Genomic DNA, 25922 nt, shown 5'->3' on the forward strand with positions numbered 1-25922 from the left:
CCGCAGGCAAGGGCAAAGAGAGGTTGGCACGCACGCAAAACCTGACTAGCACCGAAAAAATGCACATCCTGTTCATCACATCCACCCGGCTGGGTGATGCCATTCTCTCCACCGGGCTGCTCGATACGCTGCTAAGGCGTTACCCCGAGGCCGATTTCACCATCGCATGCGGGCCGGTGGCGGCCGGGCTGTTCGCGCACATGCCGCGCCGCGTGCGCACGATCGAGATGGTCAAGCGCCCGCGCAACATGCACTGGGTCGATCTGTGGCGGCAGTGTCGGGGGCGCAAATGGGATCTGTGCGTGGACCTGCGCAGCTCGGTCGTGAGCTATTTCCTGCGCGTGGGCGAGCGGCACGTGATGCAGGGCGGCCGCCGCAGGGGGCCGCGGATCACGCATATCGGCAACCTGCTGGAACTTGATCCCGCACCCCTGCCAGTTACGTGGACCAGTGCCGCCGAGCGCACGGAGGCCGCGCGCATGCTGCCCGATGATGGCACGCGCTGGCTCGCCCTTGGCCCCACCGCCAATTGGGATGGCAAGATCTGGCCGCCCGAGCGGTTTGTTGCAGTATTCAAGGCCCTGCAGGCTGATGATCCGCGCCTGCGGCCGGTCATCCTGTATGGCCCCGGTGAGGCGGAGCGCGCCCGTGCCCTGCCGGTGATCGAACATCTGCCCGATGCGCTGGACACGGGGGGCAGCTTGACGGTGACGCAGGTCGCGGCCCTGCTCGCGCGCTGCACGCTGTTCATTGGCAATGATTCGGGGCTCATGCATCTGGCTGCGGCCAGCCGGATTCCCACGCTGGGCCTGTTTGGCCGCAGCAAGGCAATGGAATACGCGCCCGCAGGCCCGTGGGGGCGGGTGGCCATGGCACCCGGCCCGGTGGGCAATGCACCGATGGAGGGGCTGAGCGTGAAGCAGGTGGTCCTGACCGCGCAGGGGCTCCTGCGCGACTGGAGCCATGCGAAACGGTGAAAAAACCCGATTTTTTGCATTTTCCGCCCGCTTATCGCTGGCGGTGCAAAACAGGCCGGTCTATGTGATCGAACAGGCAGAAATGGGCCGTGGCACTGGCTGGGTGGTTTGCCGTGCCGCGCCGGGCCGGATATGCTGGCCCGGAAATCACCACGCGTAAGGTGCGATGCGCCACGCAAGCGAGCAGGGAACGACACGAACGTGGCTGACGACATCTTCATGGAAGTCGATGAGGAAATCCGTGCCGAACGCATCCGGGCACTGGCGCGGCGCTATCTTGTCGTTGCCGGTGTCGTGGTGGCGGCCGTGTGCATTGGCGCGGGCGGGTGGCAGTATTCCGTCTCTCGCGCACACAAGGCGGATGCCTCCGTCTCGGCCGCCTATTTCACCGCCATGCAGGATGCCGCCCGTGCGCCCGATGCCGCGGGCACCGATGCCGGCCTGACCGCACGGCAGAAAAAGGGCCTGCAGGAACTCGAAGCGCTTGATGCGCAGGCCCGCCCGCCGCTGCGCGTGCTCGAGCGCATGGAGCGCGCGGCCCTGCTGGCCACGGATGGCAAACTGCCTGCCGCCCTGGCCCTGTGGGATGGCGTGAGCCAGGAACACGCGGTTGACCCCACCATTGCCTCCCTGGCCAGCCTGCTGTGGGTACAGCACCAGATTGACGGCGGCGACCCCGCCACCCTGCGGTCGCGCCTTGCGGTCATTGATGGCGCGGGCCAGCCCTGGCGTGGCCAGGCCATCGAGGCCGAGGCCCTGCTTGACCTGAGGGTGGGCAAGCCTGCCGAGGCACGCGCCAAATTCGAGCGCCTTGCCATGGACATGACCATTGCCGATGGCGTGCGCAGCCGCGCCGAGGCCATGCTCCAGACGCTGGGGGGCGACGCTGGTGGCTAGTCCTGACCCTGCATCCCCCACGCCGACCGACAGGAAGACCATGAAATCAGCCCTGAGCCGCCGCCATGTGTTGCTGGGCACGGGGGCGGCACTGCTGGCCGCCTGTTCCGGCGAGCAGAAAAAAGCCCCGTTGCTGATCGGTCACCGTTCTGACGTGCTGCACACCGCCGCAGGCCTGACGGTTGACCCCGAGGAAACGCAGGCCGTGACCATTCCCGCCCCCACGGCGCTGAACGCATGGCCGCAATCGGGCATCACCCCCGACCACGGGGGCCGCGATATCGCCTGGGCGGGGCAGATGCGCCATGAATGGACGCATGATATCGGCGCGGGCAATTCCGAGCCGGAATGGCTGTTCTACGTGGCGCTTGGCGATAGCGGGCGCGGCATCATCCAGGCCACGCCGGTCGTGCAGGATGGCCGGATCTTCGTTGCTGACGCACAGGGCGTGATCCGTGCCTATCGCTGGCCCGGCATGCACAAGCTGTGGGAATACAATCCCAAGCCGCGCAAGATGAAGTCAAACAATCTCGGCGGCGGCATCAGCGTGGACAAGGGCACGCTGTACATCGTCGATGGCATCGGGCAGGCGCTTGCGGTCGATGCGACCAATGGCAAGCTGAAATGGCGCGTCAACATCCAGGCGCCGGGCCGCTCCGCGCCCACCATCGCCGATGGGCGGCTGTTCTTTGGCACGATTGACGAACACCTGTACTGCCTCGATGCGGAAAACGGCAACGTGCTGTGGACCTATGCCGCCACAGCCGCCGATACCGTCATTTACGGCCAGCCCGCGCCCGCCGTGGCCGATGGCGTGGTGCTGGCGGGCTTTGGTTCGGGCGATCTCGTGGCGCTGCGTGCCGAAGGCGGCGAGGTGGTCTGGGCCGATACCCTGGGCAGCACCAATGGCCAGCAGGCGCTGATCGATTTCTCGTGCGTGCATGGCATGCCGGTCATTGCCGATGGCACGGCCTATGCCATCAGCACCGGCGCCGTTCTTGTCGCCATCGACATGCGCTCGGGCCGCAGGCTGTGGGAGCGCGGTATTTCGGGGCAGAACACGCCGCTGGTGATCGGGGACTGGATCTTCCTCATCTCCATGGACCAGCAGGTGGCCTGCCTTGACCGGCTTTCAGGCCATGTGCGCTGGATCACGCAGTTGCGGCAGTATGAGAATTCCGACAAGCAGAAGCGTGGCATCGTGTGGAACGGCCCGATTCTGGCAGGCGGCAAGCTGGTGTTCATATCGAACTTCAAGCAGAACGGCGTTGTCATCATCGACCCCGCGCAGGGGCATATCGACTCCCTGCACGAACTGCCAGCCGAGGTGACGACAGCACCGATCGTGGTCGATAATACGCTGTTGCTCATGGATAATAACGGCTACCTTATAGCCTATACCTAAAAAGAAAGTTGCCGCAGTGAGTTCATCTTTTCCATCCGCGCCAGTGGATGCGCTGCCGGTTGTCGTGATCGCGGGCAGGCCGAATGTCGGCAAGTCGACCATTTTCAACCGGCTGGTTGGCCGCAGGCAGGCGCTCGTGGCCGATACCCCCGGCGTCACCCGCGACCGCAAGGAAGGCCAGGCCACCGTGCGCGGCCGGGCCATTCGCATCATCGACACGGCCGGGCTGGAGGAGGCTGCGCCCGATACGCTGTACGGCCGCATGCGGGCTTCATCTGAATCCGCCGTGGCCGAGGCCGATCTCGTGCTGTTCTGCATTGACGCGCGCAGCGGCATTACGCCTGCCGATGAGCATTTTGCCAACTGGCTGCGCCGCCAGGGCCGCCCGGTGCTGCTGGTTGCCAACAAGGCGGAGGGGCGGCAGGGCGCCGCCGCCGCCATGGAGGCGTTCTCGCTGGGGCTTGGCACGCCGCTGGCCATGTCGGCCGAACATGGGGAGGGCGTGGCCGATCTCATGAGCGAGATCGTGGACCGCCTGCCACCTACCGACCTGCCGCCGGTGAAAAAAGTTACCCGCCGCTCCCGGCGCGAGGATGCGCAGGCCGAGGGCGAGGAAGAGGATGTGCGCCCGCCCGGCCCGCTGCGCCTTGCCATTGTGGGCCGCCCCAATGCGGGCAAGTCCACGCTGCTCAACCGCCTGCTGGGCGAGGAGCGGATGATCACCGGCCCCGAACCGGGGCTGACGCGCGATTCCATTGCCGTCATGCTGCATGACGACGAAGGCCCGATCCAGCTCGTTGACACGGCCGGCCTGCGCCGCAAGGCCCGGATTGACGAGACGCTGGAGAAGATGTCCGTCTCCGCCTCCATCGAGGCGCTGAAGATGGCGGAGGTCGTGATCCTGGTGCTTGATGCAACGCTGGGCGTGCATGAGCAGGACCTGCAGATCGCCCGCCTGATCGAGCGTGAGGGCCGGTGCTGCGTGCTGGCGCTGAACAAGTGGGATGCGGTGGAGGACCGGGCGGCTACCCGGCAGGCCATCAAGGACCGGATCGAGACCTCGCTTGCGCAGATGCGTGGCATTCCCGTCGTGTCGTTCTCGGCCATGACCGGGGCGGGAATCAACCGCCTGCTGCCCACCGTGCGCCGCGCCTATGATGTATGGAACCGCCGCGTGCCCACCGGCGCGCTCAACCGCTGGTTCGAGATGATGGTCGAGCGCCATCCGCCGCCGCTCGTCGATGGCCGCAGGCTCAAGCTGCGCTACATCACGCAAGCCAAGGCGCGCCCGCCCACCTTCATCCTGTTCGGCACCCGCACCGACCAGTTGCCCGAGGATTACCAGCGCTATCTGGTCAACGGCATGCGCGAGACCTTTGACCTGCCCGGCACGCCCATAAGGCTGCTGCTGCGCGCCTCGAGCAATCCGTACGCCAAGGGCTAGAGCCAATCCAGTTTGAATGGACACATTCGAACTGGTGAAGAGGCTCGATAAACAATGAGCTAGAGCAATTCCACTGAGCCAGAGTTCAGTGGAATTGCTCTCGGTTGCCAGATAAAAGTTTTTGGTGAAGCTCGTTTCCAAAAAGCTTCTTATTTAAAAAACATCTCTCGGCAGGGGGTAGCATGGCGGCGGACGGGCATTCAGGGACCCTGTTCATCACCCCTTCCGATGCGCTGCTGGTTATCGACATGCAGGTCGATTTCATGCCCGGCGGCCCGCTGGGCGTGGCGGGGGCGGATGGCATCGTGCCGCTCATCAACCGGCTGTGCGAACTGCCCTTTGGCCTGATTGCCGCAACGCAGGACTGGCACCCGCCAGGTCATGTCTCCTTCGCCATGCAGGGCGGCCCGTGGCCGGTGCATTGCGTGGCGGGCACGAAAGGGGCGGAACTCGTGCCCGATCTGGCGCAGGCCCATATCGGCGTGGTGCTGCGCAAGGGCATGCGCCCCGATATCGACAGCTATTCCGCCTTTGAGGACAATGCCCGCGCCAGCCGCACCGGGCTTGACGGACTGCTGCGGGGCAGGGAAATCACCCGGGTGTTCGTGGCAGGCGTGGCGCTGGATTACTGCGTGGCGGCCACGGCACGTGATGCGGCCATGGCAGGGTTCCCCACGGTGGTCCTGACCGATGCATGTCGCAGCGTGGCGGAGTCTGTCGCTGCGATGGAGGCGGCGTTCGTCAGTGAGGGTATCGGGACTGCCCACGCGGTGGATGTACTGGCCCTGATGAACAGGGGCCTGACGCCCCGGCAGATAGCCAGCGTGCTGGAATCCCTTCTCGACCGGAAATCATTTGTGCAGGCCATCGCTGATAAGCCGCTGGAGATGGACAACAGCCATGACCGCCTCCGCTTCAGGGCATTATCGGAGGCCCTGATGGAACTGGCGGTGATGGATGCCGGGCCGGAATTCGAACTGGACCGCGATGCCATCCGCGCCATCATCAACCGGATCAGATACGTCTGATGACTCCTACCCCACCACCAGCGACAGCAGCAGCGCAAAGACCAGCCCCAGCACGGCAATCAGGGTCTCGATCACCGACCATGTCTTTATGGTCTGGCCCACCGACAGGCCAAGATATTCCTTGATCTGCCAGAAGCCCGCATCATTCAGCGGCCCCAGCGCCACCGAGCCCGCGCCGGTCACGATCACCATCAGTTCGGGCGAGGCGCCATGCGTGTGCACCAGAATCGGCCCCACGATGCCCGCCGCCGTGCTCATGGCCACGGTGGCCGAACCCGTGGCTACCCGCACCACCACCGCCAGCAGCCAGGCCAACACCAGCAGCGGCACATGGGCACCCACCGCAAGGTCGGTAATGGCGGTTGAAACGCCGCTATCGACCAGTTCCTGCCCGAATCCGCCGCCTGCACCCACCAGCAGCATGATCAGCGCCGTGGGAGCCAGGCAGTCATTGGTGAATTTGAGAATCGTCTCGCGGCTGAAGCCACGCGCGGTGCCAAAGACCTGAAAGGACAGCAGGGTCGCCAGCGCCAGCGCAATATCCGTATTGCCGATGAAGTGCAGCGCGTTGTTCAGCGGTGTGTGCGGGCTGGCCACTGCATCCGCCACCGAGCCCACCAGCATCAGCACGACGGGCGAGAGAATGGTCAGGACCGTAATGCCAAAGCCGGGCATGCTGGCCGGCACTTCGTGGTTGACGAACTGCGCCTCCAGCGCGGAAGGCAGCACGGGGCCGATGCGCCCGGCAATGAAGCGGGCATAGACCGGCCCGGCCAAAGCCGCGGCAGGGGTGCCGATCACGATGCCCCACAGGATCGTGCGCCCGATATCGGCATGATAGGCCGTAAGGGCGAGCAGTGTTGCCGGATGCGGCGGGATCATGGCGTGCGTGACGGAAAGGGCTGCCCCCATGGGCAGGGCCACGCGCAGAAGCGGCGTATTGGTGCGCCGCGCCAGCGTAAACGCCAGCGGGATCAGCAGCACGAATCCGACTTCAAAGAAAACCGGCAGCCCCACCAGCAGCCCGATCACCATCATCGCCCAGCTGACACGCTTCTCGCCCGCAAGGCGGGTAATGGTCAGGGCGATGCGGTCGGCCCCCCCTGACTCCGCCAGCATCTTGCCCAGCATGGTGCCCAGCGCGATAACGGTGGCCACATGCCCCAGTACCCGCCCCGCACCGGCCTCGAACGAGGCGATGGCCTTTTGCGGCGGCATGCCCGCGCACAGCGCCAGCGCCAGCGAGACCGCGAACAGCACGATGAACGGATTGATCCGGAAGCGTGCGATCAGCACCACGACGGACACGATGGCGCAGATGGCGAGCGAGAGGGCAAACAGGGATGACATCATGATTTCTGTAACGGATTCATGCCCCATACAGGCCGGGGCGGGGACGGAAAGTCAATGTTTGAAGTGCTTTTTGCGCAATATATGAACAAATAACAATCAATTTACGACTTGATATTACAGGCATGATCGACCCGCCCCCTCTCGGTTGGCCGCCCGCATGCTGCTATCGTGGCCTTTTGCACCACTGGCAGGAGCGTCATCATGATTATCCATTCCGACGAGACGGCAGACATCCCAACGCCTTCAGGCATGATGCGGATGCATGTTTTCCGCCCTGCCATTGCAGGGCGCTTTCCCGGAATCGTGCTGTTTTCCGAAATCTATCAGGTTACGGCCCCCATTCGCAGGCTGGCCGCCATGATGGCGGGGCAGGGTTACGTCGTGGCCGTGCCCGAGGTCTATCATGAATATGAACCGGCGGGCACCGTGCTGGCCTATGACAAACCGGGCACGGATCGCGGCAATTTCCTCAAATTCGAAAAGCCGGTCGCGGGTTACGACCATGATGCCTGCGCGGCACTGGACTGGCTGGCCGCCAACCCGCACTGCACCGAAAGCCTTGCCACCATGGGCGTGTGCCTTGGCGGGCACCTGGCGTTTCGCGCAGCCCTTGACCCGCGGGTGCGCGCGGCGGTGTGTTTCTATGCCACCGATATCCATTCCGCCACGCTGGGGCAGGGCAGGTGCGATGATACGCTGGCCCGCGTGGGCGAGATGCGTGGCGAGGCGCTGATGGTATGGGGGCGGCAGGACCCGCATGTGCCCTTTGAAGGGCGGCAGATGATCCGTGCCGCGATGGAAAAGGCGGGCACATGCTACGAGTGGCATGAGTTCAACGCCCAGCATGCCTTTTTGCGCGATGAGGGGCATCGCTTTGATGCCGCCCTGTTCCTTCAGTGCATGGGCATGGCGCATGACTTCCTGGCCCGCACGCTGCACGTCAGCGCGTAAGCGTTCCCGCCAGAACGGCCAGGGCGATGGCAAGCCCGGTTTCGCGGTTGAAGCGGAACAGCCGCAGGCAGGTGGCGGGGCTGCGCTCGTCCAGCCGCCACACCTGCCAGGCCAGCAGGGCCGCGGGCAGCGCCAGCGCCGGCCAGAATCCCGGCCCCACATGGGCCAGGTAGCCTGCTCCGGCCAGCCCCGCCAGGGTCAGCCCATAGCACGCGCCCACGAACAGCCGCGCATGCCCCGCCATGAGGCGGGAGGTGGAGCGCACGCCAATGCGGGCATCGTCCTCCATGTCCTGAAAGCCGTAGATCGTATCGAAGCCGAGCTGCCACATGATGGTGGCGGCATAGAGCGTGCCCAGAGCCGCATCGATATGGTTGGCCGCCGCCGCATAGCCCAGCGGCGCGCCAAAGCCGAAGGTAAAGCCCATGACAAGCTGCGGCCACCACGTAACCCGCTTGGCCAGCGGGTACAGCCCCACCAGAATGAGCGAGGACGCACCCAGGATCTGTGAAAGCCCGTTGAGGTTCATGAGGATGTTGAAGCCGATGAGCAGCAGGGCTGCGAGGAACAGCGCCGCCTCGCGCATGGACAGGGCGCCCGAGGCCAGCGGCCTGCCTGCCGTGCGCGCCACCTGGCGGTCGATGTCGCGGTCCCACATGTCATTGACCACGCAGCCCGCGCCGCGCATGACCACGCTGCCAATGCCGAACAGCACGACCAGGAAAAGTCGCTGTCTGGCAGGTACATGGTCCGGCAGCATGATGCCCCATACGCCGGGCAGGAACAGGAGCCACGTGCCAATTGGCCGGTCGAGCCGCATCAGCAGGGCATAAGGGCGCAGGCGGGGCGGCAGGCGGCCGATCCAGCCATCCACCCTGATGTCCGTATGGGGTACGGGCTGGTCCACGCTATAACTCCTTGCCGCTTGTGCCTGCCGCCGGTGGGGCCGCGTTTGCCGATGACGGCGCGCCCCATGGCTGCTAATGGCCACACAGATGGGCCGGAAGGCCCCGTGGGGTCAAGACCGGCCCCGGTATCGTGTATCCTGTCCTGCGCTGAAAGGTTATCATCCGGCATGAGGGATTGTCCGCGCCTGTTCATATCACCCGCCCATATCGCCCCCATGGCGGTCGACGTCGTGTTCGATCTGGAACCGGGGCAGGCCCATTACCTGGGCACGGTCATGCGCCAGCAGGCCGGGGCAGTGGTCGAGGTCTTCAATGCGCGTGATGGCGCGTGGCAGGGCGTGATCGACCACCTGCGCCGTGACCGCTGCCGCATCCGCCTGGTGGACCAGACCCGCGCGCCCGCCGCCACGCAGGGGCTGTGCCTCGTCTTCGCGCCCCTCAAGCGTGATGCGACCGAGACGGTCATCCGCATGGGCACGGAACTCGGGGTCACGCGGTTTCGCCCCGTGGTGACCGAGCGCACCAATACCCACCGCATCAATGCCGATCGCCTGAACAGTATCGCCATCGAGGCCGCCGAGCAGTGCGAGCGCCTTGACGTGCCCGCCATCGACCCGCTGGCGCCGCTGACCACGGTGCTGTCGCAATGGCCTGATGATACGTCCCTGTTCGCAGCCCTTGAGCGCAGGCCGCAGGGGGCGCCCGCGTCCGCGCCGCATGCGGGCGATGGCGTGCTGATTGGCCCGGAGGGCGGATTTTCGCCCCGTGAGCACGAGATGCTGTGCAGGCAGGCTTTCGTGCGGCCGCTCTCGCTTGGCGCGCTGGTGCTGCGGGCGGATACGGCGGCGGCGGCGGCGCTGGCTCTTGTCGGGTCGGGCCTCAAGGCCTTATGTGATAAGACTTCGTAACGACAATCCCGCTTCCCTTCGGCCTGTCTCCGGCCCAGCCTTGCCCTGACTGTCATGAGGATATTGCCCCCGCCATGTCGAATCCCGGCGCGCATAATACAAACGTAATCGAATCCCTTGACCAGATGGTCGCCCTGCTTGCGGCGGGCGCGCGCCCGCGGGCGCAGTGGCGGATTGGCACGGAACATGAGAAATTCGGTTTTGTAAAACCCGCCGCCGCAGGCCCCGGCCGGCCGGCATGGTCCGCTCCCCCCTACGCCCCGCGCGGAATCGAGGCCCTGCTGCGCGCGCTTTCAGCCGAAGACGGTGGCACGCAGTGGCAGGACATTATTGACCAGGGCGCGCTGATCGGCCTCAAGGGGCAGGCGGAGGCCAGGGGCAGTTCCATCTCGCTCGAGCCGGGTGGCCAGTTTGAACTCTCCGGCGCCCCGCTCGTCTCGCTGCATGATACGGCAGCCGAGATGGCGCACCATTTTGAATCCATCCGTCCGACCTGCACCGAGTTGGGGCTGGGCTTCGCCCCGCTGGGCTTTCACCCCATGGCCAGGCGCGCCGACATTCCGTGGATGCCCAAGAGCCGCTACGCCATCATGCGTGACTACATGCCGCGCGTGGGCACGCTGGGGCTGGACATGATGCTGCGCACCTGCACCGTGCAGGTGAATCTCGATTTCGGCTCGGAGGCCGACATGGCGCGCAAGATGCGGGTCTCGCTGGCGTTGCAGCCGGTAGCGACCGCGCTGTTCGCCAGCTCGCCGTTCTATGAAGGTCGCCCCAATGGCTTCCTGTCCAACCGTGCCCGTGTCTGGACCGATACCGACAATGCGCGCGCGGGCATGCCGCGCCAGTTCCTTGAAGATGGCTTCAGCTTTGCGGTCTATGTGCAGTGGCTGCTTGATGTGCCGATGTATTTCGTCACACGGGGCGAGCGCATGATCAATGTGGCGGGCCATTCCTTCCGTGACTGGCTTGACGGGCGCTGCCCGCCGGGGCTGGAGGGCGAGCGCCCCACCATTGGCGATTTCGAGGACCACCTGACCACGGCCTTCCCCGATGTGCGGCTCAAGCAGTTCCTTGAAATGCGCGGCGCCGATGCAGGCTCACCCGCCATGATGCTGGCCCAGTCCGCACTGTGGACCGGGCTGCTCTATGATGACGCCACCCTGCATGCCGCCGAAAAGCTGGTGTGCGAACATGGGTGGGACGATTACCTCGCCCTGCGCGCCGCCGTGCCGCGCCTGGGGCTGGATGCGCCGTGGGGGCAGGGCACGCTGCGCCCGCTTGCCGCCCGCATGATCGCCCTTGCCACTGACGGCCTGCGCGCCCGCGCCCTGCGTGATGGCAATGGGCAGGACGAGACCCGTTACCTCGCCCCCCTGCATGAAATTGCCGCGGGCGCCCCCACGCAGGCCGAGGCCTTTCTTGCCGCCTATCATGGCCGCTGGCAGGGCGACGTGACCCATGTCTTTACCGAAGCCGCCGTGGTGTGAGCGGCGGGCAGGGGATATGTTCACCAAGAAACGTAACCGAGAAGCATAATCATTTTCGATCGTTTTACTTGGATATTTCAATTGAGAATTATTTGTAACTTTACAATATTCTTGAGCCATTAAGAGAATTTATGCATAGACTGGGCGATGCGTAAATTCTCTTCCCTGTCCGATCAGGAAATCCTCGCGCTTGCCATCTCCAACGAGGAGGAAGACGGGCGCATCTACTCCGATTTTGCCTATACCCTGCGCGAGAAATACCCCGACACGTCCAAGATCTTTACCGACATGTCGATGGAGGAGGACGAGCACCGCCGCGACCTGATCGACCTGTATGTCAGCCGTTTCGGCCCGCATATCCCGCTGATCCGCAGGACCGATATTGCCGATTTCATGGTGCGCAAGCCCGCCTGGCAGGTGCAGACGCAGGGCATCGAGGCCGTGCGCGCCCATGCACGGCAGATGGAAATGGATGCGGCGCGATTCTACCGCCAGGCCGCCCTGCGCACCACCGATGCGGCAACCCGCAGGCTGCTCGGTGACCTTGCCCATGCCGAGGACCAGCACGAGCAGGCCGCCAACGCCATTACCCTCGACCGCCTGCCCACCAGCAAGCGCGAAAGCGAGGATGAGGATGCCCGCCGCCGCTTTGTGCTCCAGATCATCCAGCCCGGCCTTGTGGGGTTGATGGATGGCTCGGTCTCGACACTTGCGCCGGTCTTTGCCGCGGCCTTCGCCACGCACCAGTCCTGGAATGCCTTCCTCGTCGGCATGGCGGCCTCGGTGGGGGCGGGGATTTCCATGGGATTTGCCGAGGCCCTGTCCGATGATGGCAAGCTTTCAGGCCGGGGCGCGCCATTGCTGCGCGGGCTGGTGTGCGGGCTCATGACCACGGCGGGTGGCATCGGGCATACCCTGCCGTTCCTGATCGATGATTTCTCGGCGGCCATGATTGCCGCGATCATCGTGGTGGTGATCGAACTGTTCGCCATTTCATGGATACGCTGGCGCTATCAGGACACGCCGTTTGGCTCGGCCATCGTGCAGATTGTCATCGGCGGGCTGCTGGTGTTCGTGGCGGGCGTGCTGATTGGCAGCTCGTAGGCTCACGTGCCGGAGGGCTGGCTTGATATTGCGGGGCTGATGGGGCACGACTGTGCACAGAGTGTCTGCACGGATTGCGCCGCATCATGAAATTTCTTCCTGTCATTGCCGCCTGTGGCGTTGCCTGCCTGCTGGGCGGTCCCGTTGCGCCTGTTGCCCATGCGCAGGAGCAGATGGCCGTGGGGGCATCGGACCAGGACCATGCGCTGCTGGAACGGGTCGAGCATCATCTTGATGCGATCAGCCTGCTCAAGGCGCGGTTCCGCCAGACCGCGCCTGATGGCAAGGTCAGCACCGGCACGGCGTGGATCGACCGCACGAATCGCCGCATGCGCTTTCAGTACGACCCGCCCAGCCCGCTGCTGCTCGTGGCCAACCATGACCAGGTGGTGTTCAACGACAGCCAGCTTGACCAGACCACCACCATGCCGATGGAAAAGACCCCGCTTGGCCTGCTGCTGCGCCCGCATCTGCAACTGTCGGGTGATGTGACGGTGACCGGCCTGTCGCATGATGGCAATGAGCTCGACATAACCGTGGTGCGCACCGACACGCCGGGCGATGGCAGCATGACCCTGTTGTTCCATGACAACCCGCTGCGGCTGCGCGGCTGGATCATTCAGGATGCCCAGCAGGAAACCACCCGCGTCGACCTGCTCGATGCCAGCACCGGCGGCCCCATGCCAGCGGATTCGCTGTTCAATACCGATATCGGGGGGCAGTAACGGCCTGCGGGCTTATTTTTTCTCCCGCGCCAGTTCCAGCGCGCGGGCATAGACCGTGCGGCGGGGCAGGCTGGTAATGCCGGCCACAAGTGCTGCCGCATCCTTGACCGAGAGCGTGCGCAGGGCCTCGTGCAGCTGGGTGTCGAGGTCGGTTGCCGTGCTGTCTTCCTGCAGCGGCGGCCCAAGCACCACGGTAATCTCGCCCCGTGCGGGGTGTTCGCCGTAATGGGCGGCGAGTTCGGCGACCGTGCCACGGCGCACTTCCTCAAAGCGCTTGGTCAGTTCGCGGGCAACTGCGGCAGGGCGGTTGCCGCCCATGACATCGGCCAGCGTTGCCAGCATTTCCGCCAGCCGGTGCGGGGCTTCATGCCAGATCAGGGTGGCGGACAGGCCCGCGCATTCGGCGGCGTGGAGTTGCGCCAGCACCTCGCGCCGCGCCGCCTCGCGTGGCGGCAGGAAGCCCGAGAACATGAACGGGTGCGGCGGCAGGCCCGACAGTGTCAGCGCCATCACCGCGGCATTCGGCCCCGGCACGGCCGTCACGTGCCCACCCGCCGCAACCACCGCGCGCACCAGCCTGTAGCCGGGGTCTGACATCAGCGGCGTGCCCGCATCCGAAATCACGGCAATGCGCTGCCCCGCGTCCAGGGCCTCAAGGAGTGCGGGTATCTGCCTGTCCTCGTTGTGGTCATGCAGGGGGCGGGTTCGGGTGCGGATGCCGTATTCACGCAGCAGCCGCGCGCTGGTGCGCGTGTCCTCGCACAGGATCAGGTCGCAGGCCTCCAACGTCTCGACCGCGCGGCGGCTCATGTCGCCAAGGTTGCCTATTGGCGTGGAAACCAGCACAACTTCTCCACCCTGATGCACAACCGGAACGGTTTCATCGGCGTTCCCGGCATGACGGGTGGCGGATTCTCCGCTATGAATATGGCCACGGTTTATATCCGCCGGATGTTCCGGGGCATGTTGAGATTTTGAAGGCGAGGAAGATGAGGCGTCAGACATTCGGAACCCAGATGCAAGGACAGGATGCTGATACTGCCTCTGCGCGCCCTGCATGCAAGCGCTTATTGCTGGCAGGGCTGGCGCTGTCGGTGCTGACCGCGTGTGCGGGCGGGGAGGGCGGTGGCCACCATGCGCCCCATGCCGGGCGCAACGTGGGCGTGCTGCTGCCGCTCAGCGGGGCCAATGCCCGCCTCGGGCAGGAAATGCTGACCGCCACGCGCATGGCCATGAATACGCCCACCGCTCCGCCGCTGGATGTGCATGATACCGCCGCCCCGGGTGGTAACGCCGCTACTGCTGCACAGGCGGCAATCAAGGCAGGCGACGGGCTGATCCTCGGCCCGCTCACCGCCGACGAGACAGCGCAGACGGCACCAGTCGCCACCGCTGCCGGGGTGCCTGTGCTGGCCTTTACCAGCGACATGTCCGTCGCCCAGCCTGGTGTCTGGACCCTTGGCATTGCGCCCGAGCAGCAGGTGCGCCGCATGGTACTCGCCGCCCGCCAGCAGGGGCGGCAGCATTTCGCGGCGTTCCTGCCCGATAACCGGCTGGGCCATGCGCTTGGGCAGGCGCTGCAGCAGGTGTGCGAGGAAAATGGCCTGCAATCGCCACAGATCATGTTCCATGACAGCACGCAGGAGGCGATTACCGCCAACCTGAAAACCCTGTCGGCCTATGACAGTCGCGCCGCCGCCGTGCCACAACCCGACCCCGTGGCCCAGGCGCCTGCGGCCCCCACGCCCGAGGCCGCGCCCGATTCAGCCACTATCGACCCCGCCAACCCCGATGGCGCGCCGCAGGCCCCGGTAACTGAAGCCGCCACGGCGCCCGCTGTCCCGCCAGATTTTCCCGCCCCGCCGTTTGACGCGCTGCTTCTGGGCGATACCGGGCTGCAACTGGGCATGATCATCAACGCGCTGGCCCAGGCACGTGTGGACAATACGCATGTGCAGATCATGGGGCCGGGGCTGTGGTCGGCATTCGCCACCAAGCTGGGCGCGTTGCAGGGTGCGTGGTACGCAGCGCCCGATCCGGCCACGCGGCAGGCGTTCGTGCAGCAGTTCATGGCGGCTTACCACCACATGCCAACCCCGCTGGCCGACCTGACCTATGATGCGGCAGCCCTGGTGAAGGCGCTGGACCAGAACCGCCCCGCCGGAAGTGCCAATGGCTATTCCGTGCAGGCGCTGACTCGCCCCGACGGGTTTGGCGGGGTGGATGGCGCATTCGGTTTTCTGGATAATGGCAAGACGCGGCGCGACCTAGCCGTGTTCCAGATCCTGCCCACCGGTGGCGGCAGGATCGTCATTCCCCCAGCGGGCAGGCTGCGGCGCAGCGCCAACTAGGGAGCAATGCAGGCGGGTGCCTTACCCGCCGCTGGCCTTTCAGGCGGCGGCGGTGGCCCCATGCGCCAGCACCGGGCGGATGGCGTGAAGGGCGGCTTCAAAGCTGCTGTAGGTAGCAAGCTGGCAGTCGCGGATCTGGTCAACAAGCACCCAGCCCATGCCTTCGGGGCGGACCATGTAGGCCGGGCGGGCATTTTCACGCACCCAGACCAGAACATGTTCGATATCAGGCTCGTTATCATCGTTGTGATCGGAGATATCCGCATCACACAGGCCCATGCACGCACCGGCTTCAAGCCAGCGCATCAGGTATTCGCGGTGGCGGGGCAGGAAGCCCTGCCGCAGGGAAATAACATTGGTGGCGGAAGCCTGCTTGCTCATCATGTGCATTCCGTTGGCCCTCTGACTGTCTTGGCGTGACAAGATAGGAACAACGCTATTCCTGCATGGCAGCTTTGCCAAACTGAATTTCAGGCAGAAAGCCGCACAAACAGGCAGAAACAACACCCTGTGGCAAAAAAGCAATATTTTGTAGCATACGCGCCTATTTTTTAGGCTCAATAATAGGCAAATGCTTATTCCATCGGCGGTGAATCCAGAGCCAGCTGCCTGGCTGCTGCCGTATTGTGCCTTCAATCCAGTCATTCACCTGCTGCGTCAGCGCCATCTGGTCTGCCGTGCGGTTGCCGCTATCGGGCAGGTCGATGGGGGGGAGGACATGCATGCGCAGCCGCGCCGGGCCCAGGCGCTCGATATAGCCGGGTATGACGGTGCAGCGCAGCTTGAGCGCCATGGCCGCCATGGCGCCCGCCGTCATGGCGGGCAGACCGAAAAAGCGGGCGGCGACTCCATCATTCATCTTCTGGTCCACCAGCATGCCCAGGTGGCCGCCCTTGAGTATGTGCGCCAGCGCATTGCGCGCGCCGCGTGCTCCCTTGGCAAACAGCGGCACGGGTTCCCCCATCGCCTCCTCACGCAGGTCGCACAGGATGCGGTCGACCAGCGGATTGTTGGGCGCGCGATAAAACGAGGAGAATGGCAGTCCGTACCGCGCCACGGCGGGGGGCAGCATCTCCCAGTTGCCGATATGGCCGGATACGAAAATGGTCGGCCCGCCCTTCGCCGCCTGCGCGATGAGGTGTTCCTCGCCCACCACGTCCCAGCCGGGGGCACCGTCAGCCGGGTTGCGGGGCAGGGTGGCAAGATGCGGGAACTCGCCTGCGTTGCGGCCGATATTGTCCCACATGGCGCGGATGATGGTGCGGCGCATGCTGGAATCGAGTTCGGGCATGGCCATGCGCAGGTTGGAATCGGCTATTTTCGATATAGGCAGAACCGGTCCGATCGTGCGGCACAGCCATCCGCCAAGGTTGGAGGCCCGTACCGGACCAAGGCGGCGGAATAGGGCCACAAGCCCGCGCACCAGTGCTGCTTCAAGGCGCATCTGCCGCGTGGCGTGCCGTGCTTTTACTGCTGTGTCGTGCCCAGCCATAGGTCCAGTATCCGTTCGGGCATGGCGGGGGTGGCCCATGCCAGTTCCAGGCCGACCGTGCGCACCTCTGTTTGGAGGGGGGCATTGAGGCGCACGGCATCCTTTTGTGTTGTAACAAGGCAGGCCCCGGCTTGTGCCGCAAGTCTGTGCAGTCGGGCCTGCTCGGCTGCGGTATAGGCGTGATGATCGGGAAAGGCGAGACAGCGGACAGGGTGAATGCCGCACTGGGCCAGCCCATCGAAAAATTTGGCGGGCCGCCCGATTCCCGCAAAGGCGATGATGGGCCGGTCACGGGGGATGGTCTGCGTGTCGGGTTGCAGGGTTGCTGCAAAACAGGGCAGCCCCTCGGGCAGGCTGGCCGCAACGCCCTGCCGGTCACGGCCCATGATGACCACGCCACCGGCGCGGGCGAGTGCCGGGGCCACCGGCTCACGCAGTGGGCCAGCAGGCAGCACGCGGCCATTGCCAAACCCGACCGCGCCATCAACCACCACCAGCGCCAGGTCCTGATGCAGGGTGGGGTTCTGGAATCCGTCATCCATCAGCAGGCAATCCGCTCCGTCCGCCACGGCGCGGCGCGCCGATACAGCCCGGTCAGCGCCCGCATAACATGGTGCGATATGGGCCAGCAGCAGGGGTTCGTCGCCCACGTCGCGCGCGGTGTGATGGCTGGGGTCAACCCGTATTCCCGCACGCGCCCGGCCGCCATATCCGCGTGAGAGGAAAGCGGGCCTGCGCCCCCGGCTTATGGCGCGCTGTGCCAGATCCATCACCAGCGGCGTCTTGCCCGCGCCACCCACGCCAATATTGCCACAGCACAGTACCGGCACTGGCGCATGCCATGATGCACGGCGCAGGCGGCGTGCCGTGGCGGCCGCATAAATATGGGCGAGGGGGGCGAGCAGGCCCGCCATCAGTCCGGCATCGGCGGGCGGTCGCCACCAGAAGGCGGGCGGCCGCATCAGCGCGGACCCAGTGCAAGCAGGGCTTGGGCTATGTTCCGGGCCAGTGAGGAATCCGGCAGGGCATGCCGCCGGGCGCGCGCGCCTGCCCTGTGGCAGGCTTCGGGGCTCTGGAGCAGGGGGATGAGCCACTGGGCGATATCGGGCGCGGTTTCGACAAACTGCACGCCGTCCTCCATCCGAGCGTAAGCCTGCCGGAAATTGCCGATCCGTGGCCCACTGGCCACGGGGCAGGCGGCACGCGCGGGTTCCAGCGGGTTATGGCCGCCGCCCGCGCAGCCAGGCAGGCTGTTGCCCATCAGCACCGGTGCGCCAAGGGCAAGGAACAGGCCCATCTCGCCCAGCGTGTCACAGATCCATAGTCCGTCCTGCGCGGCAGGGGTCTGCCCCAATGCGCGGCGCGGGGCGCTGGCGCGGGCGGCGATATCCGCGCCGCGTTCAGGGTGGCGGGGGATGAGGATGGTCAGGGCATCGGGCACCACCTGGCGCACAAGGGTGCTGGCGGCGATGATGGTGGCGTCTTCTCCCGCATGGGTGGAGGCCGCGACCCAGACCGGCCGCCCGGCCAGCAGGGATCGCAGTTCCGCCAGTGCCGCCGGGTCATGTGGCAGGGGGGGCGCTGCATCCTTGAGGTCGGCAATCAGGTCGATCCGGGTTGCGCCGCCGTGTTGCAGGCGGGCTGCATCCTCCGCGCTGCGGGCCATGACCCATGCAAAGGTCGAGAGCATGCGGGCCAGAAGGCAGGCGGCCCTGCGCCAGCTGGCCAGGGAGCGGTCGGACATGCGGCCGTTGAGCAGGGCCAGTGGCATATGCCGCGCGTGGCAGGCGGCAATCAGGTTGGGCCAGAGCTCGCTTTCCACCAGCGCGCCCACGTCCGGGCGCCAGTGATCAAGAAACCGCGCCCCCCACCGTGGCACGTCCAGCGGCGCGAATTGCGTAATGACCCGCTCCTGCCCGGCCATGGCAGGCAGGCGGTCATGCAAAATGTCATTTCCCGTGACCGTGCCGGTCGTGACCAGAACGTGCAGCGCCGGACTGGCGCCAAGAAGCTGCTCCACCACCGGGAGGAGGGCAACCGTCTCGCCCACGCTGGCCGCATGCAGCCATACAAGCAACCCCGGAGGGCGCGATCGGCTGGTCAGGCCGCGCCGCTGGGGCAGGCTGGTCAGGCTTTCCCTGCCACGCGCCAGCCTGCGGCGCAGGTTGAGGCGCAGGGCAGGGGCCAGCAGGGTGGACAGGCCATGCCACCCCGCCCCCAGCATGGCGCCGCACAGGCGGCTGCTCATGGCAGGGCGGTGGCTCATGCCTGTACCGGTCGGGAAAAAGGGGTGTGCATGCCCTTGCGGTAACATGCCTTGTGATGGCGGAAAAGGCGGTGCTGGGGCCATGGGCGGGCTGTTTTTTTGTTGAATACCCGCCAATGGGGTTTAATAAGACCCGCACCGGTCCGATATGCCGGTCATGACCCCCATGCAGGAACCGCGCAGCATCATGGCCCCTCCACCTTTCCGGTCCTTTCTTGTTCCGGGGCAACTGGTCCGCCACCCCGACCACCCGGAATGGGGCGATGGCGCCGTGCAGTCGGCCATTGGCGCGCGGGTTACGGTCATGTTTCCCCATGCTGGCAAGGTAATGGTCAATGCCATGGTCGTGCAGCTGACCGTGCTGTCCTAGGGTTTGTGACTGCATGAACCATGCCCCGCTACCCGATTCCTACGGCCGCCTGCTGACCTACCTGCGCGTGTCAGTCACCGACCGGTGCGACATGCGCTGCATCTACTGCATGGCCGAGGACATGACCTTCCTGCCCAAGGCGGAAATCCTGTCGCTGCCCGAACTCGAGCGCCTGTGCACGGCCTTCATCGGCCACGGTGTGCGCAGGCTGCGGGTGACCGGGGGCGAGCCGCTGGTGCGGCGCGATGTCATGTCTTTTTTTAACGAGATGGGCAAATGGCTGCACCGCGATACCGGCCAGCCGGGGCTGGATGAACTCACGCTCACCACCAATGCCAGCAGGCTGGCCGAATTTGCCGATGGCCTGTGGGCAGCGGGCGTGCGCCGCGTCAATGTCAGCCTTGATTCGCTTGATCCCGCCCGCTTTGCCCGCATCACCCGGCGCGGCAACCTCGCCCGCACGCTTGATGGCATCCGTGCTGCAAGGGAGGCGGGGCTTGCGGTGCGCATCAACACCGTGGCCATGGCGGGCGTGAATGAGGATGAATTCGATACCCTGATCGCCTGGTGCGGCGAGATCGGCGCCGATCTGTGCCTGATCGAGACCATGCCCATGGGCGAGACGGGCGAGGACCGCACCGATCATTACCTGCCGCTCTCAACCGTGCGCCGCAGGCTTGAGCGGCGCTGGGCGCTGGAACCACTGGCCTACCGCACCGGCGGCCCGGCGCGTTACGCCCGCATTGGCCAGACCGGCCAGCGCATCGGCTTCATCACGCCCATGACCCATAATTTCTGTGAAAGCTGCAATCGCGTGCGGCTGTCATGCACCGGCAGGCTTTACACCTGCCTGGGCCATGAAGGTTCGACCGACCTGCGCGCGCCCCTGCGCGCGGGCGAGGATGACGTGGCGATGATGGACCATGTCCGCGCCGCCATCCTGCGCAAGCCGAAGGGGCATGATTTCCTGATCGGGCGCGATGCCGATGATCCCGCCCGCGTGCGCCGTCACATGAGTGTCACGGGGGGATGAATGTCAGGGTGGGTCGCGCAGCGCCTCCTCAAGGCTTACGCTGAACTGGCCTGGCCGGAGGGGTCGGGGTTGCGTGGGGGCAGGGGCCCAGCCGGTCATGACCGCGATGTGCAGCGACTGCGCCACACAGCCATCGGCATTACGCGGCAGGCGGCCAAGGGCATCGGCCAGCAGGGCGGGGGATGTCAGGCCCCGCGCGCGCTGGTGCAGGGCATTGGTCTCGCCTGCGTGGCGCAGATCGGCCAGCAGGCCCATGGGGGTTGCGTAACTCAGTTCGATCACATCCGCATCGGCCACCGGCAGGGCAAACCCTGCGCGTTGCAGCAGGGCGGCGCAGTCGCGCAGGCCGGGAAAGGGCGAGACGCGCGGCGAGACGCCACCGCGCTGCGCCATCTCGGCTTCCATCAGGGCGGTACGCAGCCCGCCCAGCGTGGGCAGCACGGGCATGCAGGCCAGGAACAGCCCGTCAGGCGCCAGCACATGACGCACCTGCGCCAGCAGCCCCGGCAGGTCATTGACCCAGTGCAGCGAAAGGCACGCCACCACCAGGTCGAAACTGTGCGGCAAGAAGGGCAGCCATTCCCCATCCATGGCCACGGCGGGGCCGGCATCAAGGGCGGCCATGCGGGGCGAGAGATCGGCCGCAACGGTCTGGATGCCGCGCGCGCGCAGGCGTGGGGTCACGACGCCACGCCCACCGATATCCAGCGCCATGGCGAAGGGGCGCGTGACGTCATCCAGCCGGTCGAGCAGGCGGGTGGCGGCTTCCTCCACAATGGGGCGCACGGCCGCCACGTCACGCGCGGCGCGGTCACGGTGCAGCCTGACGGCATGGCGGTCGAAGATCTGCGGCACATCCGGGCTCATGCCCCTTGGTGTGAACGCATGCCCGCGCCCTGCCAAGCCCACGATCGTGTGAGCTCATGAACCGCGCCCCGTGGTGGCGTCCATGGTGGCGCAGGGTCGCAACGCCGGTGCTTGACCTGCTGTTTCCGCCGCGCTGCCTTGCCTGCGGGGCGGAGGTGGCCCAGGCGGGGCATCTGTGTGGCGCGTGCGTGGGCCGGCTGCACCTGATTACGCCGCCGTTCTGCCGCCGCTGCGCCCTGCCATTCGCTTCACGCGCGGCAGCGGGGCCGGACATGACCTGCACCGCCTGCGAGCACAACCCACCGCCGTGGCGTGAAGCGCGGGCTGCCATGATGTATGATGAGACCGCACGCAGCCTGATCCTGCCGCTGAAATATGCCGACCGCACGGAAAACGTAGCGCTGCTGGCACGTTACATGGCCATGGCGGCCAGCGACATCATGACGGGGGAGAGCCTTTTTATGCCGGTCCCGCTGCATCGCCTGCGGCTGTTTGGCCGCCGCTACAACCAGGCTGCCCTTCTGGCCCGCGCGCTGGCAGGTCTCGCGGGCGCTGCGGCCCTGTGCGACGGGCTTGAGCGCACCCGTGCCACCCGCCCGCTTGAAGGTCTGGGTCGCAGCCAGCGCCAGCACCTCATGCATGGGGCAATTACGGTGCGCCCCGGGGTTGTTCCCGCGCTGGCGGGGCAGCATGTGATCGTGGTGGATGATGTGATGACCACCGGCGCCACGCTTGCCGCCTGCGCGGTGCCCCTGCTTGCGGCAGGTGCCGCGCGGGTTGATGTGCTTGCCGCCGCGCGAGCCAGTGGCCAGCATGCGCCGCAATAGGATAGGATGGTCCAGAACAGATGCATTCGCCCCGGACCATGGGGCGGATCCAACCCGCAAGCCAAGTGAAGGTTCAATGCCCGCAATCGATATCTACACCCAACCCGGCTGCCCCTACTGCATCCGCGCCGTGCGGCTGCTCCAGCACAAGGGTGTCTCCTTCAACGAAATCGATGCCCCCTACGGCACGCCCGAGCGCGCGCAATCCATCAGCCGCTCGGGCGGGCGCACCACGGTGCCGCAGATCTTCATTGACAATACGCCCATTGGCGGCTGCGATGACCTGATGGCGCTCGAGCGCGCGGGCCGGCTCGATGGCCTGCTGGGCAAGGGCTGATATAACGGCATGATCCGGTATCAGTTGCGCTGTGGTGCGGGGCATGAATTTGAAGGGTGGTTTCCCGGCAGCGCCGCGTTCGAGCGGCAGGCCGCGGCCGGGCTGCTGTCCTGCCCGCATTGCGCCTCGCCCGACGTGACGCGCGCCCTCATGGCGCCCGCCGTCCATACGGGCATGCCTGCACGCCAGGCGGAGGCGGCAGCCGTAACGCCTGCCATGCCTGCGCCCACGCCACCCGGCCATGCGCCACAGGCCATGCCTGATACCATGCTCGCCCTGTTACAGAAAATACGCGACACGGTTGAGGCGGAATGTGAAGACGTGGGCGACCGCTTTGCCGAGGAAGCCCTGGGCATGCACCATGGCGAGCGTGAAGCCCGGGGCATTTATGGTAGCATGACGCAAGAGGAGCATGCCGAACTCGATGAGGCGGGCGTGGAAGTTCACGCCATTCCATGGGTCCGGCGCGCTGACAGCTAGAGGGTAGACGCAAGCGCGCCCCGGGGCACAGACCGGGACGCGCGCCATGTCGGGGGAACGATTCAAGATGCACGACACAAAACGGAACATGACGCCGGGCGAGGCGGGCGGCCGCATCCTCCGGGCGTTCACCCTGCCGGCCATGGCCGCGTTATGTGCCATGGCGGTCGGGCTGGCTTCCCCTGTTACCGCCCATGCCGGGGAGCCGGACATTATTGGCCGGTGGATGACCAAGGACCATGACGGCGTGTTCGAGATCAGCCAGTGCGGGCAGGAAGTGTGCGGCAGGCTGGCCGGGCTGCGCTACACCACCGACATGCCGCGCGACAAGCGGGGCGAGCCCGAATGCAACCTTCCCATGCTCAACGGGTTTACCCCCGACCCCGAAACGAAGGGGCACTGGAATGGCCATGTCACCGATCCGGATACCGGGCATGTGTACCATGCCAAGCTGTGGGTCTCGCAATCGGGTGACCTGAAGCTGCGCGGTTTCGTGGCAGTGCCTTTATTTGGTGAAACCGAAACCTGGACCCGCTATACCGGGGATATCGGCCCCGCCTGCAAACTGCCGTAGCAAGCAATAAAAACAGTTCCAACTGACCAGGATCGTCCTTTCTGTCATGAGCACCCCCCTCTCACGCCGCACCTTCGCCACCGCCCTGGCCGCTACCGTGCCCGTACTCTCCCGTCGCGCCGTGGCGCAGACCGCGCCGGGCAACAAGCCCCGCACCATCTGCTACATTGGCGGCTACACCCAGCATGCCCCGCCGGGCGGGGCTGGCAACGGGCAGGGCATATCGGTGTTCGAGATGAACCCCGATACCAGCAGCCTTTCCCCGCTCATGACCTATGTGGATATCGCCAGCCCGTCCTTCATGGCCATGTCCAGTGATTTCAAGCATCTCTACGCCCTGAGCGAGATCGATGATTTCAATGCCAACAAGGAAGGCTGCGTCACCGCGTTCTCGGTCAACCGCTCGAGCGGGGAACTGACCAAGCTCAACGTCATGCGTTCAGGCGGCGCCGTGCCCGCGCATCTGAGCATCCATGCCTCGGGCAAATACGTGCTGGTGGCCAACTACATGGGCGGCACGGTGGGCGTGCTGCCCATCCACCCCGATGGCAGCCTCGGCGACCCGACCGATGTCGTGCACAATACCGGCCCGCGCATGCCCGACCGCGCGGCGGATAATCCGCCGGGCAACTTTGCCATCAGCGACCATTCCATGGCGCATGTGCACATGGTGGCCTCCGACCCCTCGGGCCGCTACGTCCTGGCATGTGATGCCGGGCTGGACCGGGTCTATGTCTGGACGCTCGACCTGCATACCGGCCGCCTCGTGCCTGCCAAGACACCCTTCATCGCCATGACGCCGGGTTCCGCCCCGCGCCATTTCTCCTTCAATGAAAAGGGGACGATGATCTACATCCTGGGCGAGCAGGATTCGAAAGTGGTCGCCGCCACCTTCAACCCGCAGACCGGCGAGATCGTGCCGCAGCAGACCGTCAGCACCGTCACCCCGCATTTCCGCGGCAGTACGCTGGCTGCAGGCATCCTGCTCTCGCCCAATGGCAAATACCTGTATGTATCAAACCGGCTGGGCGATTCGCTGGCCAGCTTCCACGTGAACGATGACGGCACGCTCAACCTGGTGGAAGAAATCTGGATGCATGCCGATTATGGTCGCGCCATGATGTTCGACCCCAGCGGCACCTTCCTGTTCTGCGCCAACCAGCGCAGTGATTCGGTCACGTCCTTCAAGGCCAATGCCCAGACCGGCGTGCTCGACTTTACATGGAACTTCACCCCCGTGGGCAGCCCGACCACGTTCGCGTTCATGAACACGATCTGAGTGGCCTGACCGCAACGGGTGCGCGGCCCTTATCAGTCGCGCACGAGGGCCGCGATGTAGTTCACCGCCATGTCTCGGCTCTCGCGCCAGCCACCCAGCCCGGGCACCATGCCCGCCGCATCGGTCACGCGCAGGCCTGAGCGGGCGGCGTACTGGCCCAGCTCGGCGGGCGTGATGAACTTTTTCCAGTCATGCGTGCCCACGGGCAGCAGGCGCAGCACGTATTCCGCCCCGATCTTGGCCATGGCCATCGAGCGCCACGTGCGGTTCATGGTCGAGACCACCATCGCCCCGCCCGGTTTGAGCAGGCGGCCCAGCATGCCCAGGAAGGCGGCAGGGTCGGTGACGTGCTCGATCACCTCAAGGGCGGAAATTGCATCGAAGCGCGCATGATGGGCCACCAGTTCTTCCGCGCTGCCACAGCGATAGGCCAGCGGGCCTGCGGACTGGGGCAGCGGGTGGTGGCGCAGGTGCAGCCGCCCTGCCGTGATCGCCGCCTGCGAGGCATCAAGCCCGGTCACGTCAAATCCCGCGCGGGCAAAGGCCTCGCTGGCCAGTCCCGCGCCACAGCCGATATCGAGTAGCGTGCGCCGCGTGCCATCTTGTGCCACGGGGGCGGGCAGGTGGCGCATGGCCCAGCCCGTGCGCAGGTCGTTCATGGCATGGAGCGGGCGCATGGGGCCTGCGGGATCCCACCACCGGGCAGCGAGATCGCTGAAATGGGCGATTTCATCCGGGGCGACGGAATCCGCCGACACAACGGTCGAATCGTGATGCTGCATGGGTGCACCGCCTTTCATTTGGCTTTCTCCCGCTGGACGCGGAAGCTGCGGAGATGTATGTGACGCGGCTTGCG

The 25922-nt window shown here is 65.8% G+C and carries 27 protein-coding genes; 18 read left to right on the plus strand and 9 right to left on the minus strand.

Going from position 1 to position 25922, the window contains the following annotated elements; translation table 11 throughout:
- Window positions 1-59: 59 nt before the first annotated feature.
- From OQZ28_RS06875 to OQZ28_RS06895, 5 genes are all read left to right on the plus strand, one after another.
- Window positions 60-977, plus strand: a complete 918-nt coding sequence (locus OQZ28_RS06875) for a glycosyltransferase family 9 protein (RefSeq protein ID WP_458135752.1) — start codon at window positions 60-62, stop codon at window positions 975-977.
- A 201-nt stretch (window positions 978-1178) separates the two neighbouring features.
- Window positions 1179-1874, plus strand: a complete 696-nt coding sequence (locus tag OQZ28_RS06880) for a hypothetical protein (RefSeq protein ID WP_458135596.1) — start codon at window positions 1179-1181, stop codon at window positions 1872-1874.
- 40 nt (window positions 1875-1914) lie between these two features.
- A complete protein-coding gene (locus OQZ28_RS06885) occupies window positions 1915-3279 on the plus strand; it encodes an outer membrane protein assembly factor BamB family protein (RefSeq protein WP_130731009.1) in 1365 nt (454 codons plus the stop codon).
- A gap of 16 nt (window positions 3280-3295) precedes the next feature.
- On the plus strand, window positions 3296-4723 hold the full coding sequence (der, locus tag OQZ28_RS06890) for a ribosome biogenesis GTPase Der (RefSeq protein ID WP_458135597.1): 1428 nt from the start codon (window positions 3296-3298) through the stop codon (window positions 4721-4723).
- 182 nt (window positions 4724-4905) lie between these two features.
- Window positions 4906-5751, plus strand: a complete 846-nt coding sequence (locus OQZ28_RS06895; RefSeq protein WP_458135598.1) for a nicotinamidase — start codon at window positions 4906-4908, stop codon at window positions 5749-5751.
- A 6-nt stretch (window positions 5752-5757) separates the two neighbouring features.
- On the opposite strand, the gene OQZ28_RS06900 is transcribed toward OQZ28_RS06895, so the two are convergent.
- Window positions 5758-7101 carry a GntT/GntP/DsdX family permease gene (locus OQZ28_RS06900; protein WP_458135753.1) on the minus strand — a complete coding sequence of 448 codons (1344 nt, stop codon included), beginning with the start codon at window positions 7099-7101 and terminating at the stop codon, window positions 5758-5760.
- 204 nt (window positions 7102-7305) lie between these two features.
- Between OQZ28_RS06900 and OQZ28_RS06905 the strand changes: the two genes are divergently transcribed.
- Window positions 7306-8055, plus strand: a complete 750-nt coding sequence (locus OQZ28_RS06905) for a dienelactone hydrolase family protein (protein WP_458135599.1) — start codon at window positions 7306-7308, stop codon at window positions 8053-8055.
- Here OQZ28_RS06905 and ubiA read toward each other — a convergent pair.
- On the minus strand, window positions 8045-8962 hold the full coding sequence (gene ubiA, locus OQZ28_RS06910) for a 4-hydroxybenzoate octaprenyltransferase (RefSeq protein WP_130731005.1): 918 nt from the start codon (window positions 8960-8962) through the stop codon (window positions 8045-8047). The two genes, OQZ28_RS06905 and ubiA, sit on opposite strands and share 11 nt — an antisense overlap.
- 168 nt (window positions 8963-9130) lie before the next feature.
- Here ubiA and OQZ28_RS06915 point away from each other — a divergent pair, with 168 nt between their 5' ends.
- From OQZ28_RS06915 to OQZ28_RS06930, 4 genes are all read left to right on the plus strand, one after another.
- On the plus strand, window positions 9131-9871 hold the full coding sequence (locus OQZ28_RS06915; RefSeq protein WP_458135600.1) for a 16S rRNA (uracil(1498)-N(3))-methyltransferase: 741 nt from the start codon (window positions 9131-9133) through the stop codon (window positions 9869-9871).
- 74 nt (window positions 9872-9945) lie between these two features.
- The gene (locus tag OQZ28_RS06920) at window positions 9946-11361 is read left to right on the plus strand and encodes a glutamate--cysteine ligase (RefSeq protein ID WP_458135601.1); all 1416 of its coding nucleotides are present in this window, start codon (window positions 9946-9948) and stop codon (window positions 11359-11361) included.
- A gap of 147 nt (window positions 11362-11508) precedes the next feature.
- Entirely contained in the window at window positions 11509-12465 is a 957-nt protein-coding gene (gene mbfA / locus OQZ28_RS06925) for an iron exporter MbfA (RefSeq protein WP_458135602.1), read from the plus strand.
- Window positions 12466-12551: 86 nt separating this feature from the next.
- Window positions 12552-13190: a LolA family protein gene (locus OQZ28_RS06930; RefSeq protein WP_130731001.1), complete on the plus strand. Its 639-nt coding sequence runs from the start codon at window positions 12552-12554 to the stop codon at window positions 13188-13190.
- Between the two features lie 12 nt (window positions 13191-13202).
- Here the strand turns inward: OQZ28_RS06930 and rsmI are convergent, their stop codons facing one another.
- On the minus strand, window positions 13203-14195 hold the full coding sequence (rsmI, locus tag OQZ28_RS06935) for a 16S rRNA (cytidine(1402)-2'-O)-methyltransferase (RefSeq protein WP_458135603.1): 993 nt from the start codon (window positions 14193-14195) through the stop codon (window positions 13203-13205).
- 11 nt (window positions 14196-14206) lie between these two features.
- Between rsmI and OQZ28_RS06940 the strand changes: the two genes are divergently transcribed.
- A complete protein-coding gene (locus OQZ28_RS06940; RefSeq protein WP_458135604.1) occupies window positions 14207-15541 on the plus strand; it encodes a penicillin-binding protein activator in 1335 nt (444 codons plus the stop codon).
- 39 nt (window positions 15542-15580) lie between these two features.
- Here the strand turns inward: OQZ28_RS06940 and OQZ28_RS06945 are convergent, their stop codons facing one another.
- The 4 genes from OQZ28_RS06945 to OQZ28_RS06960 all read right to left on the minus strand — a co-directional run bounded on the left by OQZ28_RS06945 (window position 15581) and on the right by OQZ28_RS06960 (window position 19299).
- Complete coding sequence (locus OQZ28_RS06945) at window positions 15581-15925, minus strand: hypothetical protein (protein ID WP_130730998.1); 345 nt, start codon at window positions 15923-15925, stop codon at window positions 15581-15583.
- A gap of 160 nt (window positions 15926-16085) precedes the next feature.
- Window positions 16086-17033 (minus strand): LpxL/LpxP family acyltransferase, encoded by a 948-nt coding sequence (locus OQZ28_RS06950; protein WP_458135605.1) that lies wholly within the window; start codon window positions 17031-17033, stop codon window positions 16086-16088.
- Window positions 17009-17995: a tetraacyldisaccharide 4'-kinase gene (gene lpxK / locus OQZ28_RS06955; protein ID WP_458135606.1), complete on the minus strand. Its 987-nt coding sequence runs from the start codon at window positions 17993-17995 to the stop codon at window positions 17009-17011. Before lpxK ends, OQZ28_RS06950 begins: the two co-directional genes overlap by 25 nt.
- Entirely contained in the window at window positions 17995-19299 is a 1305-nt protein-coding gene (locus OQZ28_RS06960; protein WP_458135607.1) for a 3-deoxy-D-manno-octulosonic acid transferase, read from the minus strand. The genes lpxK and OQZ28_RS06960 overlap by 1 nt, the downstream gene beginning before the upstream one ends.
- Before the next feature lie 148 nt (window positions 19300-19447).
- Here OQZ28_RS06960 and OQZ28_RS06965 point away from each other — a divergent pair, with 148 nt between their 5' ends.
- Window positions 19448-19669 (plus strand): DUF3553 domain-containing protein, encoded by a 222-nt coding sequence (locus OQZ28_RS06965; protein WP_458135608.1) that lies wholly within the window; start codon window positions 19448-19450, stop codon window positions 19667-19669.
- Window positions 19670-19682: 13 nt separating this feature from the next.
- Window positions 19683-20702, plus strand: coding sequence for a GTP 3',8-cyclase MoaA (gene moaA, locus OQZ28_RS06970; protein ID WP_458135609.1), 1020 nt, complete (start codon window positions 19683-19685; stop codon window positions 20700-20702).
- 3 nt (window positions 20703-20705) lie between these two features.
- Here moaA and OQZ28_RS06975 read toward each other — a convergent pair whose 3' ends face one another.
- Entirely contained in the window at window positions 20706-21569 is an 864-nt protein-coding gene (locus OQZ28_RS06975; protein ID WP_458135610.1) for a methyltransferase domain-containing protein, read from the minus strand.
- Window positions 21570-21625: 56 nt separating this feature from the next.
- Here OQZ28_RS06975 and OQZ28_RS06980 point away from each other — a divergent pair, with 56 nt between their 5' ends.
- The 5 genes from OQZ28_RS06980 (at window position 21626) to OQZ28_RS07000 (ending at window position 25066) form a co-directional block, all read left to right on the plus strand.
- Window positions 21626-22396 (plus strand): double zinc ribbon domain-containing protein, encoded by a 771-nt coding sequence (locus OQZ28_RS06980; RefSeq protein WP_458135611.1) that lies wholly within the window; start codon window positions 21626-21628, stop codon window positions 22394-22396.
- 76 nt (window positions 22397-22472) lie between these two features.
- A complete protein-coding gene (grxC, locus tag OQZ28_RS06985) occupies window positions 22473-22733 on the plus strand; it encodes a glutaredoxin 3 (protein ID WP_130730990.1) in 261 nt (86 codons plus the stop codon).
- A gap of 9 nt (window positions 22734-22742) precedes the next feature.
- Complete coding sequence (locus OQZ28_RS06990) at window positions 22743-23213, plus strand: DUF1178 family protein (RefSeq protein ID WP_458135612.1); 471 nt, start codon at window positions 22743-22745, stop codon at window positions 23211-23213.
- Between the two features lie 67 nt (window positions 23214-23280).
- Window positions 23281-23787: a DUF2147 domain-containing protein gene (locus tag OQZ28_RS06995; protein WP_130730988.1), complete on the plus strand. Its 507-nt coding sequence runs from the start codon at window positions 23281-23283 to the stop codon at window positions 23785-23787.
- Window positions 23788-23833: 46 nt separating this feature from the next.
- Window positions 23834-25066 (plus strand): lactonase family protein, encoded by a 1233-nt coding sequence (locus OQZ28_RS07000; RefSeq protein ID WP_130730987.1) that lies wholly within the window; start codon window positions 23834-23836, stop codon window positions 25064-25066.
- A 32-nt stretch (window positions 25067-25098) separates the two neighbouring features.
- Here the strand turns inward: OQZ28_RS07000 and ubiG are convergent, their stop codons facing one another.
- Complete coding sequence (gene ubiG, locus OQZ28_RS07005) at window positions 25099-25848, minus strand: bifunctional 2-polyprenyl-6-hydroxyphenol methylase/3-demethylubiquinol 3-O-methyltransferase UbiG (protein ID WP_458135613.1); 750 nt, start codon at window positions 25846-25848, stop codon at window positions 25099-25101.
- Between the last annotated feature and the right edge of the window lie 74 nt (window positions 25849-25922).

It is taken from the genome of Komagataeibacter sp. NFXK3, from assembly GCF_054182245.1.

Excerpts from the sequence above, each read along its gene's own strand:
- OQZ28_RS06900 (WP_458135753.1), bottom strand. The coding sequence starts at position 7,101 with ATGTCATCCCTGTTTGCCCTCTCGCTCGCCATCTGCGCCATCGTGTCC.
- OQZ28_RS06920 (WP_458135601.1), top strand. The coding sequence starts at position 9,946 with ATGTCGAATCCCGGCGCGCATAATACAAACGTAATCGAATCCCTTGAC.
- OQZ28_RS06885 (WP_130731009.1), top strand. The coding sequence starts at position 1,915 with ATGAAATCAGCCCTGAGCCGCCGCCATGTGTTGCTGGGCACGGGGGCG.
- OQZ28_RS07000 (WP_130730987.1), top strand. The coding sequence starts at position 23,834 with ATGAGCACCCCCCTCTCACGCCGCACCTTCGCCACCGCCCTGGCCGCT.
- ubiG (WP_458135613.1), bottom strand. The coding sequence starts at position 25,848 with ATGCAGCATCACGATTCGACCGTTGTGTCGGCGGATTCCGTCGCCCCG.
- rsmI (WP_458135603.1), bottom strand. The coding sequence starts at position 14,195 with ATGTCTGACGCCTCATCTTCCTCGCCTTCAAAATCTCAACATGCCCCG.
- OQZ28_RS06965 (WP_458135608.1), top strand. The coding sequence starts at position 19,448 with ATGCCGGTCATGACCCCCATGCAGGAACCGCGCAGCATCATGGCCCCT.
- OQZ28_RS06915 (WP_458135600.1), top strand. The coding sequence starts at position 9,131 with ATGAGGGATTGTCCGCGCCTGTTCATATCACCCGCCCATATCGCCCCC.
- OQZ28_RS06945 (WP_130730998.1), bottom strand. The coding sequence starts at position 15,925 with ATGATGAGCAAGCAGGCTTCCGCCACCAATGTTATTTCCCTGCGGCAG.
- OQZ28_RS06930 (WP_130731001.1), top strand. The coding sequence starts at position 12,552 with ATGAAATTTCTTCCTGTCATTGCCGCCTGTGGCGTTGCCTGCCTGCTG.
- OQZ28_RS06940 (WP_458135604.1), top strand. The coding sequence starts at position 14,207 with ATGCAAGGACAGGATGCTGATACTGCCTCTGCGCGCCCTGCATGCAAG.
- moaA (WP_458135609.1), top strand. The coding sequence starts at position 19,683 with ATGAACCATGCCCCGCTACCCGATTCCTACGGCCGCCTGCTGACCTAC.
- OQZ28_RS06990 (WP_458135612.1), top strand. The coding sequence starts at position 22,743 with ATGATCCGGTATCAGTTGCGCTGTGGTGCGGGGCATGAATTTGAAGGG.
- OQZ28_RS06875 (WP_458135752.1), top strand. The coding sequence starts at position 60 with ATGCACATCCTGTTCATCACATCCACCCGGCTGGGTGATGCCATTCTC.
- OQZ28_RS06980 (WP_458135611.1), top strand. The coding sequence starts at position 21,626 with ATGAACCGCGCCCCGTGGTGGCGTCCATGGTGGCGCAGGGTCGCAACG.
- grxC (WP_130730990.1), top strand. The coding sequence starts at position 22,473 with ATGCCCGCAATCGATATCTACACCCAACCCGGCTGCCCCTACTGCATC.
- OQZ28_RS06895 (WP_458135598.1), top strand. The coding sequence starts at position 4,906 with ATGGCGGCGGACGGGCATTCAGGGACCCTGTTCATCACCCCTTCCGAT.
- OQZ28_RS06960 (WP_458135607.1), bottom strand. The coding sequence starts at position 19,299 with ATGAGCCACCGCCCTGCCATGAGCAGCCGCCTGTGCGGCGCCATGCTG.
- OQZ28_RS06995 (WP_130730988.1), top strand. The coding sequence starts at position 23,281 with ATGCACGACACAAAACGGAACATGACGCCGGGCGAGGCGGGCGGCCGC.
- OQZ28_RS06905 (WP_458135599.1), top strand. The coding sequence starts at position 7,306 with ATGATTATCCATTCCGACGAGACGGCAGACATCCCAACGCCTTCAGGC.
- OQZ28_RS06950 (WP_458135605.1), bottom strand. The coding sequence starts at position 17,033 with ATGGCTGGGCACGACACAGCAGTAAAAGCACGGCACGCCACGCGGCAG.
- lpxK (WP_458135606.1), bottom strand. The coding sequence starts at position 17,995 with ATGCGGCCGCCCGCCTTCTGGTGGCGACCGCCCGCCGATGCCGGACTG.
- mbfA (WP_458135602.1), top strand. The coding sequence starts at position 11,509 with ATGCGTAAATTCTCTTCCCTGTCCGATCAGGAAATCCTCGCGCTTGCC.
- OQZ28_RS06975 (WP_458135610.1), bottom strand. The coding sequence starts at position 21,569 with ATGAGCCCGGATGTGCCGCAGATCTTCGACCGCCATGCCGTCAGGCTG.